The sequence below is a fragment of the Pseudomonas sp. S2_E01 genome, from assembly GCF_054668365.1.
In genome coordinates this window covers 3,568,657-3,587,198 of record NZ_CP162762.1, presented here as the reverse complement: position 1 = coordinate 3,587,198, position 18,542 = coordinate 3,568,657, and the positions used below count along the sequence as shown (strand labels likewise).

The following is an 18,542-nucleotide window of genomic DNA, read 5'->3' as shown; positions in this document are numbered from 1 at the left end:
TGCCCCTCGACATCGATGCCTCAATCGGTCACAGACCCTTTCGGAATTTTTCCGGCAAAACTGTCCACCAGGCTCGCCACCACCATCTCACCCATGCGCGTGCGGGTCTGCACAGTCGCGCTGGCGCGATGGGGTTGCAGCACCACCTGTTCGTTGCCGAACAGCGTCTCTGGAACGCGCGGCTCATCGACGAACACGTCCAGCGCTGCGCCCGCGATCTCTCCGGCCGCCAGTGCCGCGACCAGATCGACCTCGTTGACCAGCTTGCCCCGGGCGACGTTGATCAGATAGCCACCCTTGCCCAGCGCGTGCAGCACATCGGCATTGATGATGGCTTCGGCCTTGTCGGCAGCAGCGGCGAGAATCAGTGCATCGCTTTGGCTGGCCAACTGCTTCAGGTCGGCGACGAAATTGTGGTCCACATCGCTCATCGGTTGCAGGTCGGTGTAGCTGATCGGGCAGCCGAATGCTGCGGCACGAACCGCGACGGCACGACCGACCCGGCCCATGCCGACAATGCCGATGCGCATCCCGGACACCTGGCGCGCCAACGGCAAAGGGGCCAATGGCGTCGGACTATGCGGCCATTGGCCCGAACGCACATAACGGTCACTGGTACACAGGCCACGGCACACGGCGATCAACAGGCCGATGGCCAGGTCAGCCACGTCTTCGGTCAACGCACCGATGGTCGCCGTCACGCGAATTCCGCGATCCCTGGCGTAGGCCAGGTCCACGGCATCGGTCCCTACACCGTTGACGGCCACCACCTCCAGTTTCGGCAACTGCGCCATCAGCGCCTGGGTGATCCCGGTGTGACCGCCGGTGATCACACCCCGAATGTTGTTGCCATGCTCTTTGATATAGGCCGCTTTGTCAGCCTGTTCGAAATAGCGCCTGATGGTGAACAATTCGCCCAGGCGGGTGTTTATTTCCGGAATCAGGATCGGGCTGAGCTGCAAGACTTCTGGTTTCATGTGAACCTCGTGGAGCGCAATAAAAAAGCCGGTCAACCGCGACCGGCAAACGGCATGGCAGTGGCCATGACGGTCATGTTCAGGACATTTGCCGACAACGGCAGGGCGGCGATGTAGCGCACGGCATCGGCGACGTGCTGGACGTCCACCATGGGCTCTACGGCGATACTGCCGTTGGCCTGGCGCACGCCTTTGGTCATGCGCACCGACATCTCGGTCAGGGCGTTGCCAATGTCGATCTGGCTACAGGCAATGTTGAATTCGCGGCCATCCAGGGCCAGGGATTTGGTGAGCCCCAGCACCGCGTGTTTGCTGGCGGTGTAGGCGCTGCTGAAGGGGCGCGGAGTGTGAGCCGAGATCGAGCCGTTGTTGATGATGCGCCCACCCATGGGCTGCTGCCGGCGCATCAGCCCAAAAGCACCGCGGGCGCAGAGGAAAACGCCGTTGAGGTTGGTGTCGATCACGTTTCGCCACTGCTCGAAGGTGAGCTCATCCAGCGGAACGGCGGGGGCATTGACCCCGGCGTTGTTGAACACCACGTCCAGGCGTCCGTACTTCACGGTGATTTCGGCAAACAGCGCATCGACGCTGGCCGGGTCGCGCACATCAGTGGGGACCGCCAAGGCCTCGTGTCCTTCGACGGCGGCCAGTTCCGCCAGTTCCAGCAATGGCTCCGGCCGGCGTCCCGCGAGCACCACGGTGAAGCCGTCGGCCATCAGGCCAAGGGCCACGGCGCGGCCTATTCCGCTGCCGGCACCGGTTACCAGGGCGACTTTCAAAGGATGGGTCATCTTGTTGTTTCCTTTTTTTATTCACTGGGGCGTGTGGTGTGTCAGTGTCAGGGGCGATTGCCGACGCGCATTTCGATCTGGCCGATGCCGTCGATACCGGCATTGATGACGTCGCCGGGTTGCAACACATCGACGCCGGCCGGGCTGCCGGTCATGATCAGGTCGCCGGCACGCAAAGCGACGAAGTGGGAGATGCGGCTGATGACCTCGCTGACAGACCAGATCTGGCTGTCGAGGCTGTCGCGCTGGCGTTCCTCACCGTTGACGTTCAGCCACAGCTCACCCTGTGGATGGCCGGCGCGTGACACCGGCACGATGGCGGTGATGGGGGCCGCGCCGTCGAACACCTTGGCGCCTTCCCACGGCATGCCGTTGCTCTTGGCCGCGATCTGGACATCGCGACGTGTCAGGTCAAGGCCGGCGCCATAACCCCAGACGTAGGCCAGGGCCTGGTCCTCGGGGATATTCGCGCCGCCTTCGCCGATGGCCACCACCAGTTCAATTTCGTGGGCAAACTCTTCGGTCATGGGCGGGTAGGCGATTTCACCCTGTGCATCCACTACGTTGCTCGCTGGCTTCATGAAAAACACCGGCGGCAGGCGGGACTGGCCTTGCGTGCCCGGCCAGGTGTAATTGCGGCCGACGCAAAATACCCGGCCGACGGGGAAGCGCTGCTGGCTGCCGGCGACCGGCAAGGTCACAGGCAGATCGGGGGTAAAAACGTATTCGGTCATGTTCATCCTGGTACGGGTCCTGTAGGAAGCATCAGCGTACGGCGGCAGTCCTGGCTGAAGTTGGACGAATGCCGCCTCGTATTGGAGAAAAAAGCTTTTCTTGAATCAGCGGGCCTTGAGTTCGATGCGATACAGCCGGCCCAGAAGCAACGAGTAGGACAAGGTGCCCATCAGTGCTACACCCCCGATGAACCAGAAGGCCCAAGCGAAAGAGCCCGTCGTCTGGACAATGGCGCCAATCACGATCGGGGTGACGATCCCGCCAATGTTGGCGGCCAGGCTGGTCACCCCTCCCGTCAGGCCGATCAGTTCCTTGGGCGCGACTTCCGATACGGCTGCCCAGGATGAGGAGGCGATTCCCTGGGCGAAAAAGGCGATCGTCAGGATGGCAATGCAGATGACGTTCGAGTCGGTGAAATTCACCAGGACGATCGACATGCCCAGCATCGAACCGACCACCAGCGGCAATTTGCGTGCGAAGGACATGGAGTAGCCGCGGCGTATCAACAGGTCGGAGACGATCCCGGCAAGCAGAATGCCCACTGTGGCGCCAATGAACGGCAGCACGGCGAAGATCCCGGCCTTGATGGTGGTCAGTTGCCGTTCTTCGATCAGGTAGGTCGGGAACCAGGTGAGGAAGAAGTACAGCGCCGAGGTGCTGGCGAACTTGCCGATGCAGATCGCCCAGATTTGCCGGTAGCCGAACAGCTCGGCGATTTGGCGCCAGTTGAACCGGGTGCGCTCCTGGCTGCTCTTGACCAGGCCGCCACCGGATTCGATGTATTTCAGTTCTTCCTTGCTGACTTTCTTGCAGCTCAGTGGGTCGCGGTACAGGAACAACCAGATCACCCCGAACACGATGCCGAGCAATCCTGTGCTGTAGAACACATGGCGCCAGTCGAAGGTGGTTGCCAACCAGAGCAATGCGCCGGTGAACAGGGCGGTGCCGAGGTATTGGCCGCACACGTAAATGCTGCTGGCCATTCCGCGTTCGCGCGCCGGGAACCACACCGTCACCGCCCGGCTATTGGCCGGAAATGCCGGCGCTTCCATTGCACCGACGGCCAGGCGCAAGCCGAACAACGAGGCAAAGCCCGTGGCAAAACCCTGGAGCACGGTGACTGTGGACCAACTGATCAGCGACACCCCATAGGTCAGCCGCGAGCCGAAGCGGTCGGCAATGAATCCGGCGGGCACCAGTGCGAGTGCGTAGGTCCAGGCGAACGCGGAAAAAATCAGGCCCATTTCGATCTTGTCCAGGCCCAGGTCCTTGGCCATGAACGGCGCCGCAATCGAGATGTTCACCCGGTCGATGTAGTTGATGATGGTTGCAATCAGCAGCAGCGACAGCATGAACCAGCGTCGACGGGTTGGCAGGCGCTGGGTGGGGGCGGCGTCACTGACGCCGGCCGTCGCCGTGGAGGTGGTGGAGTTGGACATGGATAGGCCTCGTTATTGTTAGAAGAATCGAGATTTCTGCGCGCAGCCGGGCCCAATACCCCAAGGTGGAGCAGTGCAATGCCTGGATGAGCTAAGTGGACAGCCGGGTGTCAGGTCTGCGGCGACACATTGCGCAGGGGGAAATCCGGGGAGGGGGCGGGTGGGTCAGTCAGGGAAAAAAGCAGGTTCATGAGGTGCGCACCAATTGATTGTTTTTGGAGGGGTCGGGCTGCATTGCCTGACACAGTGGTCGTACGACCTTCCAAAATCAACGGCGGCTTTAGATCGTTTTTTCTCTTGGAAACGCTGATCAATGCATCTGTCCAAGAACTTATTTTTGCGTGTTTTGTTTTTTCGTTTTTATAACTACATGTTTTTAAAGAATAAAAAATTGATTTTGTGATTCGTTTTTTTGGACAAGAAATTTTCCACACACCGATACAATTAATTCGTCGATACCCACGTCATCCTATGAGTTGTTGAAATAGGCCCGGTTTCACCGTCACAATCTCCCACGTCGCCGCGTCCCTTACGGCGTGCCGACAAGCTGTCCAAATACCTGTCGAGGATGCCCAGGAGATGTCGTCACCGAGTCGAGTACCCACCTACGTCATGCAGCAGCGCAGTGAGTTGACGGACTTCTACATCCGCGACAAAAAGGGCCGGCGTGCCGAAACCAGCCCCCATCGCCACGAATACTTTCAGATTCAGATCAACCTGGGGGGCGACACCGTTCAGCACATCGGCAACGTCGAGCGTCCGTTCCCGCGCAACACGCTGGCGTTCATCCTGCCGCACCGCGTGCACGTGATTCCGCACCCTGCGGACAGCAATTTCATCGTGATCAATTTCTCCCAGACCTTCCTGTTGCCGCACTTGCAATGCGATCCGATGGATCTGGAAGAGGTGTCGATTCTGCTTGCGCCGGAGCTGTCGCCGTTCCGCTTCCAGGAGCATCTGGATTTCATTCTGGGTGATGAGGATTTCAGCAAAGTCTGCGCCTTGATCGAACAGATGCGCGTGCTCGATGAAAACCGTCAATTCGGCACCCGCGAAATGCTCAAGGGGTTGCTGCTGCAACTGGTGGGAAGTGTGTGCGCCTTGTATGCCGAGCCGCTCAAGCGGCTGGCCGAGGAGAATGCTGCCGAAGTCAGCCGGCGCGACGCGTTGAGCAGGATGTCCGAGTATTTGCGCAAGAACATCGCCGACCCGGACCTCAATCTGATCAAGGTGGCCGCCGCGACCTACCTTTCACCGACCTACCTGACGCACTGGTTGCGCAAGGAAGTCGGAAAGACCTTTACCGAGTTGGTGCTGGAGCGCAGGATGCATGCCGCTCGTAACTACCTGCTCAATGGCACGCGACCCGTGGGGGAGGTGGCGCGGCTGTGCGGATTTGCCGACGAAGCCTACTTTTCGCGGCGCTTTCGTCAGATCCATGGCCAGCCACCGGGGCAATTTCGGCGCCAGCAACTCAATCCTGATACGCCGCAATCACCGTTGAACACGTGATGCGCGTGGCAAAAACGAAAAAACCCGCCATAAGGCGGGTTCTTTGATCTGGCTCCACGACCTGGACTCGAACCAGGGACCCAGTGATTAACAGTCACTTGCTCTACCAACTGAGCTATCGCGGAATGGCGTGTATGTTACTGATTCAAAAAGGGAAGTCAAGCGTCCGTTGGCAATTTGAGGCCGCCGGTGGGACAAACGGTGTTTTGGCAGCGATTGGCGGCCGGCTCAACCACCAAAGGTGATAGTGCCCATCATCAACTTGGCGTACAGCGCCGTGGCGGCCAGTTGCACCAGCCACAGGGCCAGGCCACCGAGGAACACGCCGGTGGCGACCTGCATCACCAGGCTTTTGGCGCGCTTGGCTTGGGGGCGGGGGATGAAGTCATCCAGATCGTCGCGATCATCGCGGTCGGCGCGCAGGTTGTCGTTTTTCATGGAGTCTCCGGGTTCTACACGAATCCCTGTAGGAGCGAGCTTGCTCGCGATTGCGATGTGTCAGTTATCAACAATGTTGAATTAAATACCGCGTCGCGAGCAAGCTCGCTCCTGCAGTTCCTATCTCGGACAAATAAAAAACGGGAAGCGCTCAGGCTTCCCGTTTTTTGTATCAGCGCGAGGTTCAGATCACCGCGACAATCGCCTTGGTGACGACATCGATGTTGCTCTGGTTCAGCGCAGCCACACAGATGCGGCCGGTGTCCAGGGCGTAGATGCCGAATTCATTGCGCAGGCGGTGAACCTGTTCAACGGTAAGGCCCGAGTAGGAGAACATGCCACGCTGACGACCGACGAAGCTGAAGTCGCGTTGCGGGGCATTTTTGGCCAGCAGGTCAACCATCTGGTTGCGCATGCCTTTAATGCGCAGGCGCATCTCGGCCAGCTCGGCTTCCCACTGGGCACGCAGTTCCGGGCTGTTCAGCACGGCGGCGACAATGCTTGCGCCATGGGTTGGCGGGTTGGAATAGTTGGTGCGGATCACGCGTTTGACCTGCGACAGCACGCGCGCGCTTTCTTCTTTCGATTCGCTGACGATCGACAGGGCGCCAACGCGCTCGCCGTACAACGAGAAGGATTTGGAGAACGAACTGGAGACGAAGAAGGTCAGGCCCGATTCCGCGAACAGGCGCACGGCAGCCGCGTCTTCGTCGATACCGTCGCCAAAGCCCTGATAGGCCATGTCGAGGAAAGGTACGTGACCTTTGGCCTTGACCACTTCCAGGACGTTTTTCCAGTCCGCCGGGCTCAGGTCGACACCCGTCGGGTTGTGGCAGCAGGCGTGCAGCACCACGATGGAACCGGACGGCAGGGCGTTCAGGTCTTCCAGCAGGCCAGTACGGTTGACGTCGTGGGTGGCCGCGTCGTAATAGCGATAGTTCTGCACCGGGAAGCCAGCGGTTTCGAACAGCGCACGGTGGTTTTCCCAGCTTGGATCGCTGATCGCCACGACGGCGTTGGGCAGCAGTTGCTTGAGGAAGTCGGCACCGATTTTCAGGGCACCGGTACCGCCTACGGCTTGGGTGGTGACAACGCGACCAGCGGCGAGCAGTGGCGAGTCATTGCCAAACAGCAGCTTTTGCACGGCCTGGTCATAGGCGGCAATACCGTCGATCGGCAGGTAACCACGAGAAGCGTGTTGAGCGACGCGAATCGTCTCGGCTTCGACAACGGCGCGCAGGAGTGGAATTCGCCCCTCCTCGTTGCAATAAACACCGACCCCCAGATTGACCTTGCTGGTACGGGTATCGGCATTGAATGCTTCGTTGAGGCCCAGGATTGGATCGCGTGGTGCCATTTCGACAGCGGAGAACAGGCTCATTTTTGCGGCGGCTCTGAATGGAGTGTGGAGGGACGTGCCGCGCTCCAGCCGAATGCACTAGAGCGGTGCACAAACGGGGAGCTAGTATAGAGGCCATCGGCGAGTGCTGGCGACAGCCCATTCGGCTTTTAGCGTAAGTTTTTCCGATTATTTTTCGACCGTTAGTCGATTGGTCGCGTCAGAGTCTTTAAGGGATGTAGGACGTTTGCCTTGAAAGAGTCGGCAATCGACTCCACATTGAGCCCAATCCAGTTTTTTTCCTCGGGCGGCTTCGGTCGTTTGCGGTCTTTTTCGTTGCTGTCCGGTTTGCCCGGACCGGCGCGACCCAGGGGTATTTCATGTCTGAATTCCAGCTAGTCACCCGCTTCGAGCCCGCCGGCGACCAGCCGGAAGCCATTCGCCTGATGGTCGAGGGCATCGAGGCAGGTTTGGCGCACCAGACGCTGCTCGGCGTAACCGGTTCCGGCAAGACGTTCAGCATTGCCAACGTGATCGCCCAGGTGCAGCGCCCGACTTTGGTCCTGGCGCCGAACAAGACCCTGGCCGCGCAGTTGTACGGCGAATTCAAGGCCTTTTTCCCCAACAACGCCGTCGAGTACTTCGTTTCCTACTACGACTACTACCAGCCCGAAGCCTACGTGCCGTCGTCGGACACCTTCATCGAGAAGGACGCCTCGATCAACGATCACATCGAGCAGATGCGCCTGTCCGCCACCAAGGCGTTGCTGGAGCGCAAGGATGCGATCATCGTCACCACCGTGTCATGCATCTACGGTCTGGGCAGCCCGGAAACCTACCTGAAAATGGTGCTGCACGTGGATCGCGGCGACAAGCTCGACCAGCGCGCCTTGTTGCGCCGCCTTGCCGACCTGCAATACACCCGCAATGACATGGATTTCGCCCGTGCGACTTTCCGCGTGCGCGGTGATGTGATCGACATCCACCCGGCTGAATCGGATTTCGAGGCGATCCGCATCGAGCTGTTCGATGATGAAGTGGAGAACATTTCGGCATTCGACCCGCTGACCGGCGAGGTCCTGCGCAAGCTGCCGCGCTTCACCTTTTACCCGAAAAGCCACTACGTCACGCCCCGGGAAACCCTGCTCGATGCGGTCGAGGGCATCAAGGTCGAGTTGCAGGAGCGCCTGGAATATCTGCGTTCGAACAACAAGCTGGTGGAAGCCCAGCGCCTTGAGCAGCGCACGCGTTTCGACCTGGAGATGATCCTCGAACTGGGTTACTGCAACGGCATCGAAAACTACTCGCGTTACCTGTCCGGGCGCCCGGCCGGCGCCGCGCCACCGACGCTCTACGACTATTTACCCGCCGACGCCTTGCTGGTGATCGACGAGTCCCACGTCAGCGTGCCGCAAGTCGGCGCCATGTATAAGGGCGACCGCTCACGCAAGGAGACGCTGGTGGAGTACGGCTTCCGTCTGCCGTCGGCGCTGGACAACCGACCAATGCGTTTCGACGAATGGGAAGGGGTGAGCCCGCAGACCATTTTCGTTTCGGCCACACCGGGCAATTACGAGGCAGAACACGCCGGACGCGTCATTGACATGGTGGTGCGCCCCACTGGCCTGGTGGACCCACAGATCGAGATCCGCCCGGCCCTGACCCAGGTCGACGACCTGCTCTCGGAAATCAACAAGCGTGTCGCTGTTGAAGAACGTGTGCTGGTGACCACGCTGACCAAGCGCATGGCCGAGGACCTGACTGATTACCTGGCCGATCACGGTGTGCGCGTGCGCTACTTGCACTCGGACATCGACACGGTGGAGCGCGTTGAAATTATCCGTGACCTGCGCCTGGGTACTTTCGATGTGCTGGTAGGCATCAACCTGCTGCGCGAAGGTCTGGACATGCCCGAGGTGTCGCTGGTGGCGATCCTCGATGCGGACAAAGAGGGCTTTCTGCGCTCGGAGCGCTCGCTGATCCAGACCATCGGTCGAGCGGCACGTAACCTCAATGGCCGGGCAATCCTGTATGCCGACCGGATCACCGGTTCCATGGAGCGTGCGATTGGCGAGACCGAGCGTCGGCGGGACAAGCAGATCGCTTTCAACCTGGCCAACGGCATCGTCCCCAAAGGGGTGATAAAAGACGTTGCCGACATCATGGAAGGCGCCACCGTGCCGGGTTCGCGCAGCAAGAAGCGCAAGGGCATGGCCAAGGCGGCCGAAGAGAGCGCCAAGTACGAAGCCGAGCTGCGTTCGCCGGGCGAGATCGCCAAGCGGATCAAGGCGCTGGAAGAGAAGATGTATCAGTTGGCTCGGGACCTTGAGTTCGAAGCAGCGGCGCAGATGCGCGATGAGATTGCCAAATTGCGCGAGCGCCTCATCACCGTCTGAGTTCCAAGTCGTTCCTGCTGGCCTCATCGCGGGCAAGCCCGCTCCTACAAGGATTTTGTGCGCACCACAGAGCCCTGTAGGAGCGAGCTTGCTCGCGATGAGGCCGGTAAAGGCACCTCAAAACTCAATGCGCCTCCCCAGCCTTGAGCCCCACCGGCAACTTCTTCGTCAACAACACCGCCACCATGCTGATTCCCAGCGCAATCCCGACAAAATGAAACGCATCGTTGTAAGCCATGATCGACGCCTGCTGGTGGGCGATCTCACTTAGCTTGCCCAATGCTGCCGTTTCACTACCAAAGCGGTCGGTCAATGAAGCGAGCCGCTCGGCCACCTGCGGGTTGGTCGGCACGATCGCTTCACGCAGATAATCGAAGTAGGTCTTGGTCCGCGCATCCAGCAAGGTGGCGAGGAGGGCAATGCCGATGGCGCCTCCGAGGTTGCGCAGGATATTGAACAGGCTCGACGCCGACCCCGCGTCCTGCGGCAGGATGTAGGCAGTGGCGATCAGCGAGATGGTCACCATGATCAGCGGCTGGCCAAGGGCGCGGATGATCTGGATCTGATTGAACTGCGGCCCGGCGAAGTCGGGGTTCAGCACGCCCGAGGAAAAACTCGCCAGTCCGAACAGGCCGAAACCCACGGTGCACAGCCATTTTGGCGACACGTATTTCATCAGTTTGGGCACCAGCGGGATCAGGAACAACTGCGGCACGCCCATCCACATGATCACCTCGCCGATCTGCAGGGCGTTGTAGTTCTGGATCTGCGCCAGGTACAACGGCAGCAAATAGATCGATCCGTACAGCCCCACGCCCATGCCAACGCTGGAAATGCTCGACAATCCAAAGTTGCGATTGCCGAGGATGCCCAGGTTGATCAGCGGATTGGGTTTGGAGAATTGTACGATCACAAAGGTGATCAGGCTGACCAGGGCGATGCTGCCGAGAGTGACGATCAGGGTCGATTCGAGCCAGTCCTTGCGATGACCCTCCTCGAGAAACACCTGCAAACAGCCAAGGCCGACGCCAAGGGTGACGATACCGGCGTAATCGGTACTTTTCAGTAATTCCCAGTGTGCCTCTTTCTTCTCCAGGCCATACATCAGGCCTGCAATCATGATCAGCCCCGGGGGTATGTTGATATAGAAGATGTACTCCCAACCCCAGTTTTCCGTGAGCCAGCCACCGAGTGTCGGGCCGATGGAGGGGGCGAACGTGGCGGTCATGGCAAACATCGCCATGCCTTTGGCTCGGTGATGTTCAGGCAGTTTGATCAGCGTCAGGGTGAACGCCAGCGGGATCAGTGCACCGCCGGTGAAACCCTGCAGGGCGCGGAACACGATCATGCTCTCCAGGCTCCAGGCCATGGAGCAGAGCAGCGAAGCGACGAGAAACCCCAGCGACACCCAAACGGCCAGGCGCCGTGCCGATAGCAACTGCACCAGCCACGCCGTCAGCGGAATCATGATGATTTCCGCCACCAGGTAAGACGTGGAAATCCACGAGCCTTCTTCCAGGGTCGCCGACAGCGCGCCCTGGATGTCCTTGAGCGACGAATTGGTGATCTGGATATCGAGCACTGCCATGAACGCGCCGAGCATCACGCTCATGACCGCAATCCAGTCCCGCCGAGTCGGTTCGCCGACCGGGCGGATCAGTTGATCACCGGCCATCGATCGGGGCGTCTTTGATATTCACTGTCGCGGTAACCGACATGCCCGGGCGGATCTTGCCGCGCAGCGGGTTATTGGCGGCGAAGGTCAGTTTTACCGGAATTCGTTGTACGACTTTGGTGAAGTTGCCCGTGGCATTATCCGGCGGCAACAGGCTGAACTGCGCGCCCGAGGCCGCGAACAGGCTGTCGACCCGTGCCTGGATGGGCGTGTCGCTGTAAGCATCGAAAGTGAGCTCGGCTTTCTGGCCAGGCTGCATGTGACCGATCTGGGTTTCCTTGAAGTTGGCTTGAATCCAGATGTCCTGGTCCGGGACGATTGACAATAAATAGGCGCCGGCCTGCACGAATTGGCCATTACGTGCAGCGCGCTGGCCGATCAGGCCACTGATCGGCGCGTGGATTTCGCTGCGCGTCAGGTTCAGTTCGGCCTGGGCCAGGTCGGTCCGGGCATTGGCGATCATGGCGTCGAGGCGCTTGATTTCGGCCGTCAGCGAATCGACCTGCTGGCGCTGGCTTTGCGCATCGGCCTGGGCCTTGCTCACCTGCGAGCGGGCGATGTGGTTGTCGGCGGAAAGGGTGGTGACCCGTTCTTCGGAGACATAACCCGGTTTACGCAGCGCCTGGGCGCGGGACAGGTCGATTTGCGAGCGGCCAAGGCTGGCCTGGCTGGACGCCACTTGCGCATCGCTGGCGGCGATCAGGCTGGCCTGCTGGGTCAGCTTGCTTTGCGCTTGCAGGCGTTCGGCCTGGCGCGTGGCGAGCGCGGCGTTGGCGCGGTCGACGGCGAGTTGGAAGTCATCGCTCTCGAGCTTGATCAGCAGTTGCCCTTTTTCGACGTGCTGGTTGTCCTGCACCAGCACCTGTTCGATGCGCGCACCCAATTGACTTGAGACACGGGTGATCTCGCCCTGGACATAGGCGTTGTCGGTGCTTTCATAAAAACGTCCCTTGAAAAACCAATGAGCAAAAAAGCCCCCGGCAATCAGCAGGACGATCAACAGGAAACTGAACAGGCGACGCTTGAGTTGGGCAGGCATGGGGCAAACTGTAGTCGAGTAATTGTAAGGAAATTTATCAGCAGGCGAATTTGGCATACAGCCAATAGTGGGTAAATGCCATCGGGTGATAATCGGTCATTCATCGAGGCCAAGACCCCTTGCAGACGCAAACTTGGCTTAAATGCCCTGCTCACTGGAGCCGGGCGGGCAACGCCTGTAACATTCGCCCTTTGTTTCATCTTCATTTCGAGACTTGCCATGACCACCGTCCGCACGCGCATCGCGCCATCGCCTACCGGGGACCCCCACGTAGGTACCGCTTACATTGCTCTGTTCAACTACTGCTTTGCCAAGCAGCATGGCGGCGAGTTCATCCTGCGGATCGAGGACACCGATCAGTTACGTTCGACCCGCGAGTCCGAACAGCAGATCTTTGACGCCCTGCGCTGGCTGGGTATCGACTGGAGCGAAGGCCCGGACGTGGGCGGCCCGCACGGCCCATACCGGCAGAGCGAGCGTGGCGATATCTACCAGAAGTATTGCCAGCAACTGGTCGACATGGGTCACGCGTTCCCGTGCTTCTGCACCGCCGAAGAACTGGACCAGATGCGTGCCGAACAAATGGCTCGCGGCGAAACCCCGCGTTACGATGGTCGTGCGCTGCTGCTGTCCAAGGAAGAAGTCGCCCGTCGCCTGGCGGCCGGCGAGCCGCACGTGATCCGCATGAAGGTGCCGAGCGAAGGCGTGTGTGTGGTGCCGGACATGCTGCGTGGCGATGTCGAGATCCCGTGGGATCGCATGGACATGCAAGTGCTGATGAAGACCGACGGTCTGCCGACGTATTTCCTGGCCAACGTGGTCGACGACCATCTGATGGGCATTACCCATGTGCTGCGTGGTGAGGAATGGCTGCCATCTGCGCCGAAACTGATTTTGCTGTACGAATACTTCGGCTGGGAACAACCGCAGTTGTGCTACATGCCGCTGCTGCGTAACCCGGACAAGAGCAAGCTGTCCAAGCGCAAGAATCCGACGTCGGTGACATTCTACGAGCGCATGGGGTTCATGCCTGAAGCCATGCTCAACTACCTGGGACGCATGGGTTGGTCGATGCCGGACGAGCGCGAGAAGTTCTCGTTGCAGGAAATGGTCGACCACTTCGACCTGAGTCGGGTGTCCCTGGGCGGGCCGATCTTCGACATCGAGAAACTGTCATGGCTCAACGGCCAGTGGTTGCGCGACCTGCCGGTGGAAGAGTTCGCCAGTCGCCTGCAGACCTGGGCGCTGAACCCCGAATACATGATGAAAATCGCGCCCCACGTCCAGGGGCGTGTGGAAACTTTCAGCCAGGTTGCACCGCTGGCCGGCTTCTTCTTTGCCGGTGGCGTCAATCCGGATGCCAAGCTGTTCGAGTCCAAGAAACTGTCGGGCGATCAGGTCCGTCAGTTGATGCAGTTGATCCTGTGGAAACTGGAAAGCCTGCGTCAGTGGGAGAAGGACAGCATCACCGCGACGATCCAGGCGGTGGTCGAATCCCTGGAATTGAAGTTGCGCGACGCCATGCCGCTGATGTTTGCCGCCATTACGGGGCAAGCGAGCTCGGTGTCGGTGCTCGATGCCATGGAGATCCTGGGTCCGGATCTCACGCGTTTCCGCCTGCGCCAGGCCATCGATCTGCTCGGTGGCGTGTCGAAAAAGGAAAACAAGGAGTGGGAAAAACTGCTGGGTAACATCGCCTGATCCAGGGTGTGCTTCTGTAGCTGCTGCCGGAGGTGGTGGCTACAGCAGCGCAAATGCCCCGCATTTACGGGGCAGGGCGGTAAGTGATTGTTATGGCGGAAAATTTTTTTGAAAATTGTTGAAAATAAGTTTGACAGGTTTCCGAAGCGCCATTAAGATTCGCCCCGTCCTCAGCGATGAGGGGCTATAGCTCAGCTGGGAGAGCGCCTGCATGGCATGCAGGAGGTCAGCGGTTCGATCCCGCTTAGCTCCACCAATTTACACTTCAAGGTCTGGCCACACCGGCCTTGAAGCGATCAGCACTCAGCACTGATCAGTTGTAAAGAAGGGTTTGCGTCCCCTTCGTCTAGTGGCCTAGGACACCGCCCTTTCACGGCGGTAACAGGGGTTCGAGTCCCCTAGGGGACGCCAGTTTTACACAAGCGATGTTGCAAGATGTCGCTGCGCCGCGAGGCGAAAAATCCGGGGCTATAGCTCAGCTGGGAGAGCGCCTGCATGGCATGCAGGAGGTCAGCGGTTCGATCCCGCTTAGCTCCACCAATTTTACACTTCGAGGTCTGGCCACACCGGCCTTGAAGCGATCAGCACTCAGCACTGATCAGTTGTATAGAAGGTTTTGCGTCCCCTTCGTCTAGTGGCCTAGGACACCGCCCTTTCACGGCGGTAACAGGGGTTCGAGTCCCCTAGGGGACGCCACGATTACCCGCTCTGCGGGATTTATAAGGGTCATTCAATTATTGAATGGCCCTTTTGTTTGTCTGGCGTTTGGCCAAATTCCCTTATTTTCTTCAAACTGTGCATCTGACCGGCGGTCACATTCTTGACTTGCAGAATATTATTATGAGAATAATATTCTAGTCGTAATATTTGGAGGCAGCGATGAACGACAAGAAAGCTCAAACCCGCGAACGCATTCTCAAGGCCGCCAGTGCAGCGCTGATCCAGCGTGGCCCGGCCGAACCGAGCGTGGGCGAAGTGATGGGGGCGGCCGGCCTGACGGTGGGTGGCTTCTATGCGCACTTCGAAAGCAAGGACGCCATGATGCTGGAAGCGTTCAAGCAACTGCTCGGCCACCGCCGTGGACTGATCGCCGACATGGATGCGGATTTGACCGGCGAAGAGCGTCGCGCACTGGTGGCGGCCTTCTACCTGTCACGCAAACATCGCGACTCCTCGGACTCAGCCTGCCCGATCCCGGCCTCGGTCGGCGAGTTGGGGCGCTTGCCCGAGTCGTTTCGTGTGGCGCTGAACGAGCACGTGGAGCTGATGGTCGCGCAACTGGCGGCCAGCCCGGAGGACACCGACAAGGCGTTGGCCGATATGGCGCTGATGGTCGGTGGTCTGGCCCTGGCAAGGGCGCTGGGACCAGGAGAATTGTCCGATCGATTGCTGCGTGCCGCCAAGTCGGCGGTGCTATGACCTGAAGGCATTGGCCTGGGGAGTGAGAGCGATGAGCGCGTTAAAGTGGGTTCGTGGCGTTAATGGCACCTTGGGCTGGTTTGCACCGAAGCTGGTTGCGGCGAAAATGCGACTGGCATTCATGACACCGCGGGAACTGCCGCCGCGCGATTGGGAATTGCCGATGTTGGCGAAATCCGAACGCATCACCTTGCGGTTCGGCCTCTCCGCCTTGCGCTGGGGTCAAGGTCCGGCGGTGTTGCTGATGCATGGGTGGGAAGGGCGGCCGACGCAGTTTGCCAGCCTCATCAGTGCTTTGGTCGACGCCGGCTACAGTGTCGTGGCGCTGGATGGTCCTGGTCACGGTCGCTCACCTGGCCGTGAAGCCAACGTCATGCTGTTCGCCCGCGCCATGCTCGAGGCGGCCGCCGAGTTACCACCCCTGCAAGCCGTCATCGGCCATTCCATGGGCGGCGCGAGTGCCATGCTGGCGGTCCAGTTGGGGTTGCGCACCGAGACCCTGGTCACCATTGCCGCGCCGGCGCGAATTCTTGGCGTGCTGCGCGGTTTTGCCCGTTGCGTGCGGCTGCCGCCGAAAGCCCGCTCTGCGTTCATTCGTCAGGTTGAAAAGGACGTGGGGATGCGCGCGGCGGCGCTGGATGTCGCACGCTATCAGCTCGACATGCCTGGCCTGATCGTTCACGCCGAAGACGACCGCCTGGTCTCGGTCAAGGAATCCCAACTGATCCACGATGCCTGGTTCGACAGCCGTTTGTTGCGGCTGGCCGAAGGAGGGCACCAGCGAGTGCTGGCCGACCCGCGTGTGATTGATGGTGTGTTATCACTGCTGGCCGGTCGCAGCCTGCAATCACGCCAATCGGCCTGAGCATCCGTTACACTGCCCCGGTCGCATTAATCTGACCGGGAGTGGGCATGGGCTGGGATCGGGCAACGCCATTTATCATCGATCTGGAAGTGGGCGCCGAGGACATCGATGGCCTGGGGCACGCCAATAACGCGGTGTACGTGACCTGGCTCGAACGCTGTGCCTGGCGTCACTCCCAGCGCCTGGGGCTGGATCTGGTTGAATACCGGCGGCTGGACAGGGCGATGGCCGTGGTGCGCCACGAGATCGATTACCTGGCGGCGGCCTACGAGGGCGATCAGTTGCAATTGGCGACCTGGATCGTCGATTGGGACCAGCGCCTGAAAATGACCCGGCACTTCCAGCTCAAGCGTCCAAGCGACAACGCCACGCTGCTGCGTGCGCAGACCACCTTTGTGTGCATCGAGCTCTCCACGGGGCGACCCAAGCGCATGCCGGCCGAGTTCATCGAAGGTTATGGCCCGGCCTTGATCCTACCGCCGCCACACCCCCTGTAGGAGCGAGCTTGCTCGCGATGGCGGTGTGTCAGCCAGCATGATTCCAACTGACACACCACCATCGCGAGCAAGCTCGCTCCTACAGGTTCAAGTGCAGTTTTTGGATGTAATCCAGTAAACTGCCGCACGTTTTTCCTCGAGTGTGTTTTCCATGCAAATTGCCTTGGCACCCATGGAGGGGTTGGTCGACAACATCCTGCGTGACGTGCTGACCCGCGTCGGCGGTATCGACTGGTGCGTGACTGAGTTCATCCGCATCAACGACCAGTTGCTGACCCCGGCCTATTTCCACAAGTTTGGCCCCGAGCTGCTGACCGGTGCGCGTACCGCCGCTGGCGTGCCTCTGCGTGTGCAACTGCTGGGATCGGACCCTGTGTGCCTGGCGGAAAACGCAGCACTGGCTTGTGAGTTGGGCTCTGAAGTCATCGACCTGAACTTCGGATGCCCCGCCAAGACCGTCAACAAGTCCCGGGGTGGGGCCGTGCTGCTCAAGGAGCCCGAGTTGCTCAATCGGATTGTCGAGCATGTCCGTCGGGCGGTACCGGCGCACATTCCGGTCACCGCGAAAATGCGCCTGGGTTTCGACAGCCCGGACGGTTCGCTGGTCTGTGCCACGGCGCTGGCCGAAGGTGGAGCAGAACACATCGTCGTGCACGCCCGGACCAAGACCGATGGTTACAAGCCCCCGGCACACTGGGAATGGATCCCTCGGGTGCAGGACGTGGTCAAGGTGCCAGTGTTCGCCAATGGCGACATCTGGAGCGTCGAAGACTGGCGCCGTTGCCGGGAAATCAGCGGTGTGGAAGACATCATGCTCGGTCGCGGTCTGGTTTCGCGCCCCGACCTGGGCCGGCAGATCATGGCCGCCCGCGCAGGCGAAGAGGTGGTCGAAATGACCTGGGCCGAGCTGCTGCCGCTGATCCAGGACTTCTGGCTGCAAGCCAAGGCGCAGATGACACCCCGTCAGTCGCCGGGTCGCCTGAAGCAATGGCTGGCCATGCTGACGCGCAATTACCCTGAAGCGGTGGAGCTATTCACGGTGCTGCGCCGCGAAACGGAGCCGGATCAGGTTTCGCGTTTGCTCGGGGTGCCTGAGGCTGCCTGAAGATTTTTGCAAGAAATTCTGAAAAACCTCTCTTGAAATGCAATCAGCGGTCCCTATCTAAGGGTTACGCGATGCCGAATTCGGGTCGCGGAGACACAAAAACTTGCTGATTGTTTTCAGGAGATTTGAATCATGACTACTGCATTTTCTCTCGCGCCTCTGTTCCGTTCCTCGGTTGGTTTCGACCGGTTCAACGACCTGTTCGAAACCGCCCTGCGCAACGAGCCAGGCAGCTCTTACCCTCCCTACAACGTGGAAAAACGCGGTGACGATCAGTACCGCATCGTCGTGGCGGCGGCCGGATTCCAGGAAGAAGACCTGGACCTGCAAGTCGAGAAGGGTGTGCTGACCATCAGTGGCGGCAAACGCGATGCAACCGAGGGCGTGACCTTCCTGCATCAGGGCATCGCCCAACGTGCTTTCAAGCTGTCCTTCCGCCTGGCCGACCACATCGAAATCAAGGCTGCGGACCTGCGTAACGGTCTGCTCAGCATTGACCTGCTGCGCGTCGTTCCGGAAGAGGCGAAAGCCAAACGCATCCCGATCAACGGGGAGCAAAAACCGGCTTTGCAACACTAAGGCCGAGCAGTGAAAAAGGGCGCCGAATGGCGCCC

16 protein-coding genes and 5 tRNA genes are annotated in these 18,542 nt (G+C 60.0%); 12 read left to right on the top strand and 9 right to left on the bottom strand.

The window, feature by feature from the left end; genetic code table 11:
* Positions 1-20: 20 nt before the first annotated feature.
* The 4 genes from AB4O36_RS16580 to AB4O36_RS16565 form a co-directional block, all read right to left on the bottom strand.
* Positions 21-977, bottom strand: coding sequence for a 2-hydroxyacid dehydrogenase (locus tag AB4O36_RS16580; RefSeq protein WP_460139754.1), 957 nt, complete (start codon positions 975-977; stop codon positions 21-23).
* A gap of 32 nt (positions 978-1,009) precedes the next feature.
* Positions 1,010-1,768 carry an SDR family oxidoreductase gene (locus AB4O36_RS16575; protein ID WP_460116780.1) on the bottom strand — a complete coding sequence of 253 codons (759 nt, stop codon included), beginning with the start codon at positions 1,766-1,768 and terminating at the stop codon, positions 1,010-1,012.
* 47 nt (positions 1,769-1,815) lie between these two features.
* Positions 1,816-2,508: a fumarylacetoacetate hydrolase family protein gene (locus AB4O36_RS16570; protein WP_460116779.1), complete on the bottom strand. Its 693-nt coding sequence runs from the start codon at positions 2,506-2,508 to the stop codon at positions 1,816-1,818.
* A gap of 99 nt (positions 2,509-2,607) precedes the next feature.
* Positions 2,608-3,942: an MFS transporter gene (locus tag AB4O36_RS16565; protein WP_460116777.1), complete on the bottom strand. Its 1,335-nt coding sequence runs from the start codon at positions 3,940-3,942 to the stop codon at positions 2,608-2,610.
* Between the two features lie 579 nt (positions 3,943-4,521).
* Between AB4O36_RS16565 and AB4O36_RS16560 the strand changes: the two genes are divergently transcribed.
* Positions 4,522-5,454 (top strand): helix-turn-helix transcriptional regulator, encoded by a 933-nt coding sequence (locus AB4O36_RS16560; protein WP_460116775.1) that lies wholly within the window; start codon positions 4,522-4,524, stop codon positions 5,452-5,454.
* 49 nt (positions 5,455-5,503) lie between these two features.
* On the opposite strand, the gene AB4O36_RS16555 is transcribed toward AB4O36_RS16560, so the two are convergent.
* The 3 genes from AB4O36_RS16555 to AB4O36_RS16545 form a co-directional block, all read right to left on the bottom strand.
* Positions 5,504-5,579 (bottom strand) — tRNA-Asn (locus AB4O36_RS16555).
* 103 nt (positions 5,580-5,682) lie between these two features.
* Positions 5,683-5,892, bottom strand: coding sequence for a hypothetical protein (locus tag AB4O36_RS16550; RefSeq protein ID WP_460116774.1), 210 nt, complete (start codon positions 5,890-5,892; stop codon positions 5,683-5,685).
* A gap of 184 nt (positions 5,893-6,076) precedes the next feature.
* Complete coding sequence (locus AB4O36_RS16545) at positions 6,077-7,273, bottom strand: amino acid aminotransferase (protein ID WP_460139753.1); 1,197 nt, start codon at positions 7,271-7,273, stop codon at positions 6,077-6,079.
* 338 nt (positions 7,274-7,611) lie between these two features.
* Here AB4O36_RS16545 and uvrB point away from each other — a divergent pair, with 338 nt between their 5' ends.
* Positions 7,612-9,627, top strand: coding sequence for an excinuclease ABC subunit UvrB (uvrB, locus tag AB4O36_RS16540; protein WP_460116771.1), 2,016 nt, complete (start codon positions 7,612-7,614; stop codon positions 9,625-9,627).
* Positions 9,628-9,751: 124 nt separating this feature from the next.
* Here the strand turns inward: uvrB and AB4O36_RS16535 are convergent, their stop codons facing one another.
* Positions 9,752-11,302, bottom strand: a complete 1,551-nt coding sequence (locus AB4O36_RS16535) for an MDR family MFS transporter (protein WP_460139752.1) — start codon at positions 11,300-11,302, stop codon at positions 9,752-9,754.
* Positions 11,292-12,341: an HlyD family secretion protein gene (locus AB4O36_RS16530; RefSeq protein WP_460139751.1), complete on the bottom strand. Its 1,050-nt coding sequence runs from the start codon at positions 12,339-12,341 to the stop codon at positions 11,292-11,294. The genes AB4O36_RS16535 and AB4O36_RS16530 overlap by 11 nt, the downstream gene beginning before the upstream one ends.
* A 219-nt stretch (positions 12,342-12,560) precedes the next feature.
* Here AB4O36_RS16530 and gltX point away from each other — a divergent pair, with 219 nt between their 5' ends.
* The 10 genes from gltX (at position 12,561) to AB4O36_RS16480 (ending at position 18,507) form a co-directional block, all read left to right on the top strand.
* On the top strand, positions 12,561-14,042 hold the full coding sequence (gltX, locus tag AB4O36_RS16525) for a glutamate--tRNA ligase (RefSeq protein WP_460116766.1): 1,482 nt from the start codon (positions 12,561-12,563) through the stop codon (positions 14,040-14,042).
* A gap of 180 nt (positions 14,043-14,222) precedes the next feature.
* Positions 14,223-14,298: transfer RNA gene (locus tag AB4O36_RS16520), tRNA-Ala, on the top strand.
* Between the two features lie 79 nt (positions 14,299-14,377).
* A tRNA-Glu gene (locus AB4O36_RS16515) sits at positions 14,378-14,453 on the top strand.
* A gap of 53 nt (positions 14,454-14,506) precedes the next feature.
* Positions 14,507-14,582: transfer RNA gene (locus AB4O36_RS16510), tRNA-Ala, on the top strand.
* Positions 14,583-14,662: 80 nt separating this feature from the next.
* Positions 14,663-14,738: transfer RNA gene (locus AB4O36_RS16505), tRNA-Glu, on the top strand.
* Positions 14,739-14,921: 183 nt separating this feature from the next.
* The gene (locus tag AB4O36_RS16500) at positions 14,922-15,461 is read left to right on the top strand and encodes a TetR/AcrR family transcriptional regulator (RefSeq protein ID WP_460116765.1); all 540 of its coding nucleotides are present in this window, start codon (positions 14,922-14,924) and stop codon (positions 15,459-15,461) included.
* A 31-nt stretch (positions 15,462-15,492) separates the two neighbouring features.
* On the top strand, positions 15,493-16,326 hold the full coding sequence (locus AB4O36_RS16495) for an alpha/beta fold hydrolase (RefSeq protein ID WP_460116763.1): 834 nt from the start codon (positions 15,493-15,495) through the stop codon (positions 16,324-16,326).
* A 47-nt stretch (positions 16,327-16,373) separates the two neighbouring features.
* The gene (locus tag AB4O36_RS16490; protein WP_460116762.1) at positions 16,374-16,823 is read left to right on the top strand and encodes an acyl-CoA thioesterase; all 450 of its coding nucleotides are present in this window, start codon (positions 16,374-16,376) and stop codon (positions 16,821-16,823) included.
* Positions 16,824-16,974: 151 nt separating this feature from the next.
* Entirely contained in the window at positions 16,975-17,928 is a 954-nt protein-coding gene (locus tag AB4O36_RS16485) for a tRNA dihydrouridine synthase (RefSeq protein WP_460116760.1), read from the top strand.
* Between the two features lie 132 nt (positions 17,929-18,060).
* The gene (locus tag AB4O36_RS16480; protein WP_460116758.1) at positions 18,061-18,507 is read left to right on the top strand and encodes an Hsp20 family protein; all 447 of its coding nucleotides are present in this window, start codon (positions 18,061-18,063) and stop codon (positions 18,505-18,507) included.
* The last annotated feature ends 35 nt before the right edge of the window (positions 18,508-18,542 follow it).

Bases quoted from the DNA above. Each gene is read 5' to 3' on its own strand.
- AB4O36_RS16580 (WP_460139754.1), bottom strand. From the start codon at position 977: ATGAAACCAGAAGTCTTGCAGCTCAGCCCGATCCTGATTCCGGAAATA.
- AB4O36_RS16575 (WP_460116780.1), bottom strand. From the start codon at position 1,768: ATGACCCATCCTTTGAAAGTCGCCCTGGTAACCGGTGCCGGCAGCGGA.
- AB4O36_RS16570 (WP_460116779.1), bottom strand. From the start codon at position 2,508: ATGAACATGACCGAATACGTTTTTACCCCCGATCTGCCTGTGACCTTG.
- AB4O36_RS16565 (WP_460116777.1), bottom strand. From the start codon at position 3,942: ATGTCCAACTCCACCACCTCCACGGCGACGGCCGGCGTCAGTGACGCC.
- AB4O36_RS16560 (WP_460116775.1), top strand. From the start codon at position 4,522: ATGTCGTCACCGAGTCGAGTACCCACCTACGTCATGCAGCAGCGCAGT.
- AB4O36_RS16550 (WP_460116774.1), bottom strand. From the start codon at position 5,892: ATGAAAAACGACAACCTGCGCGCCGACCGCGATGATCGCGACGATCTG.
- AB4O36_RS16545 (WP_460139753.1), bottom strand. From the start codon at position 7,273: ATGAGCCTGTTCTCCGCTGTCGAAATGGCACCACGCGATCCAATCCTG.
- uvrB (WP_460116771.1), top strand. From the start codon at position 7,612: ATGTCTGAATTCCAGCTAGTCACCCGCTTCGAGCCCGCCGGCGACCAG.
- AB4O36_RS16535 (WP_460139752.1), bottom strand. From the start codon at position 11,302: ATGGCCGGTGATCAACTGATCCGCCCGGTCGGCGAACCGACTCGGCGG.
- AB4O36_RS16530 (WP_460139751.1), bottom strand. From the start codon at position 12,341: ATGCCTGCCCAACTCAAGCGTCGCCTGTTCAGTTTCCTGTTGATCGTC.
- gltX (WP_460116766.1), top strand. From the start codon at position 12,561: ATGACCACCGTCCGCACGCGCATCGCGCCATCGCCTACCGGGGACCCC.
- AB4O36_RS16500 (WP_460116765.1), top strand. From the start codon at position 14,922: ATGAACGACAAGAAAGCTCAAACCCGCGAACGCATTCTCAAGGCCGCC.
- AB4O36_RS16495 (WP_460116763.1), top strand. From the start codon at position 15,493: ATGAGCGCGTTAAAGTGGGTTCGTGGCGTTAATGGCACCTTGGGCTGG.
- AB4O36_RS16490 (WP_460116762.1), top strand. From the start codon at position 16,374: ATGGGCTGGGATCGGGCAACGCCATTTATCATCGATCTGGAAGTGGGC.
- AB4O36_RS16485 (WP_460116760.1), top strand. From the start codon at position 16,975: ATGCAAATTGCCTTGGCACCCATGGAGGGGTTGGTCGACAACATCCTG.
- AB4O36_RS16480 (WP_460116758.1), top strand. From the start codon at position 18,061: ATGACTACTGCATTTTCTCTCGCGCCTCTGTTCCGTTCCTCGGTTGGT.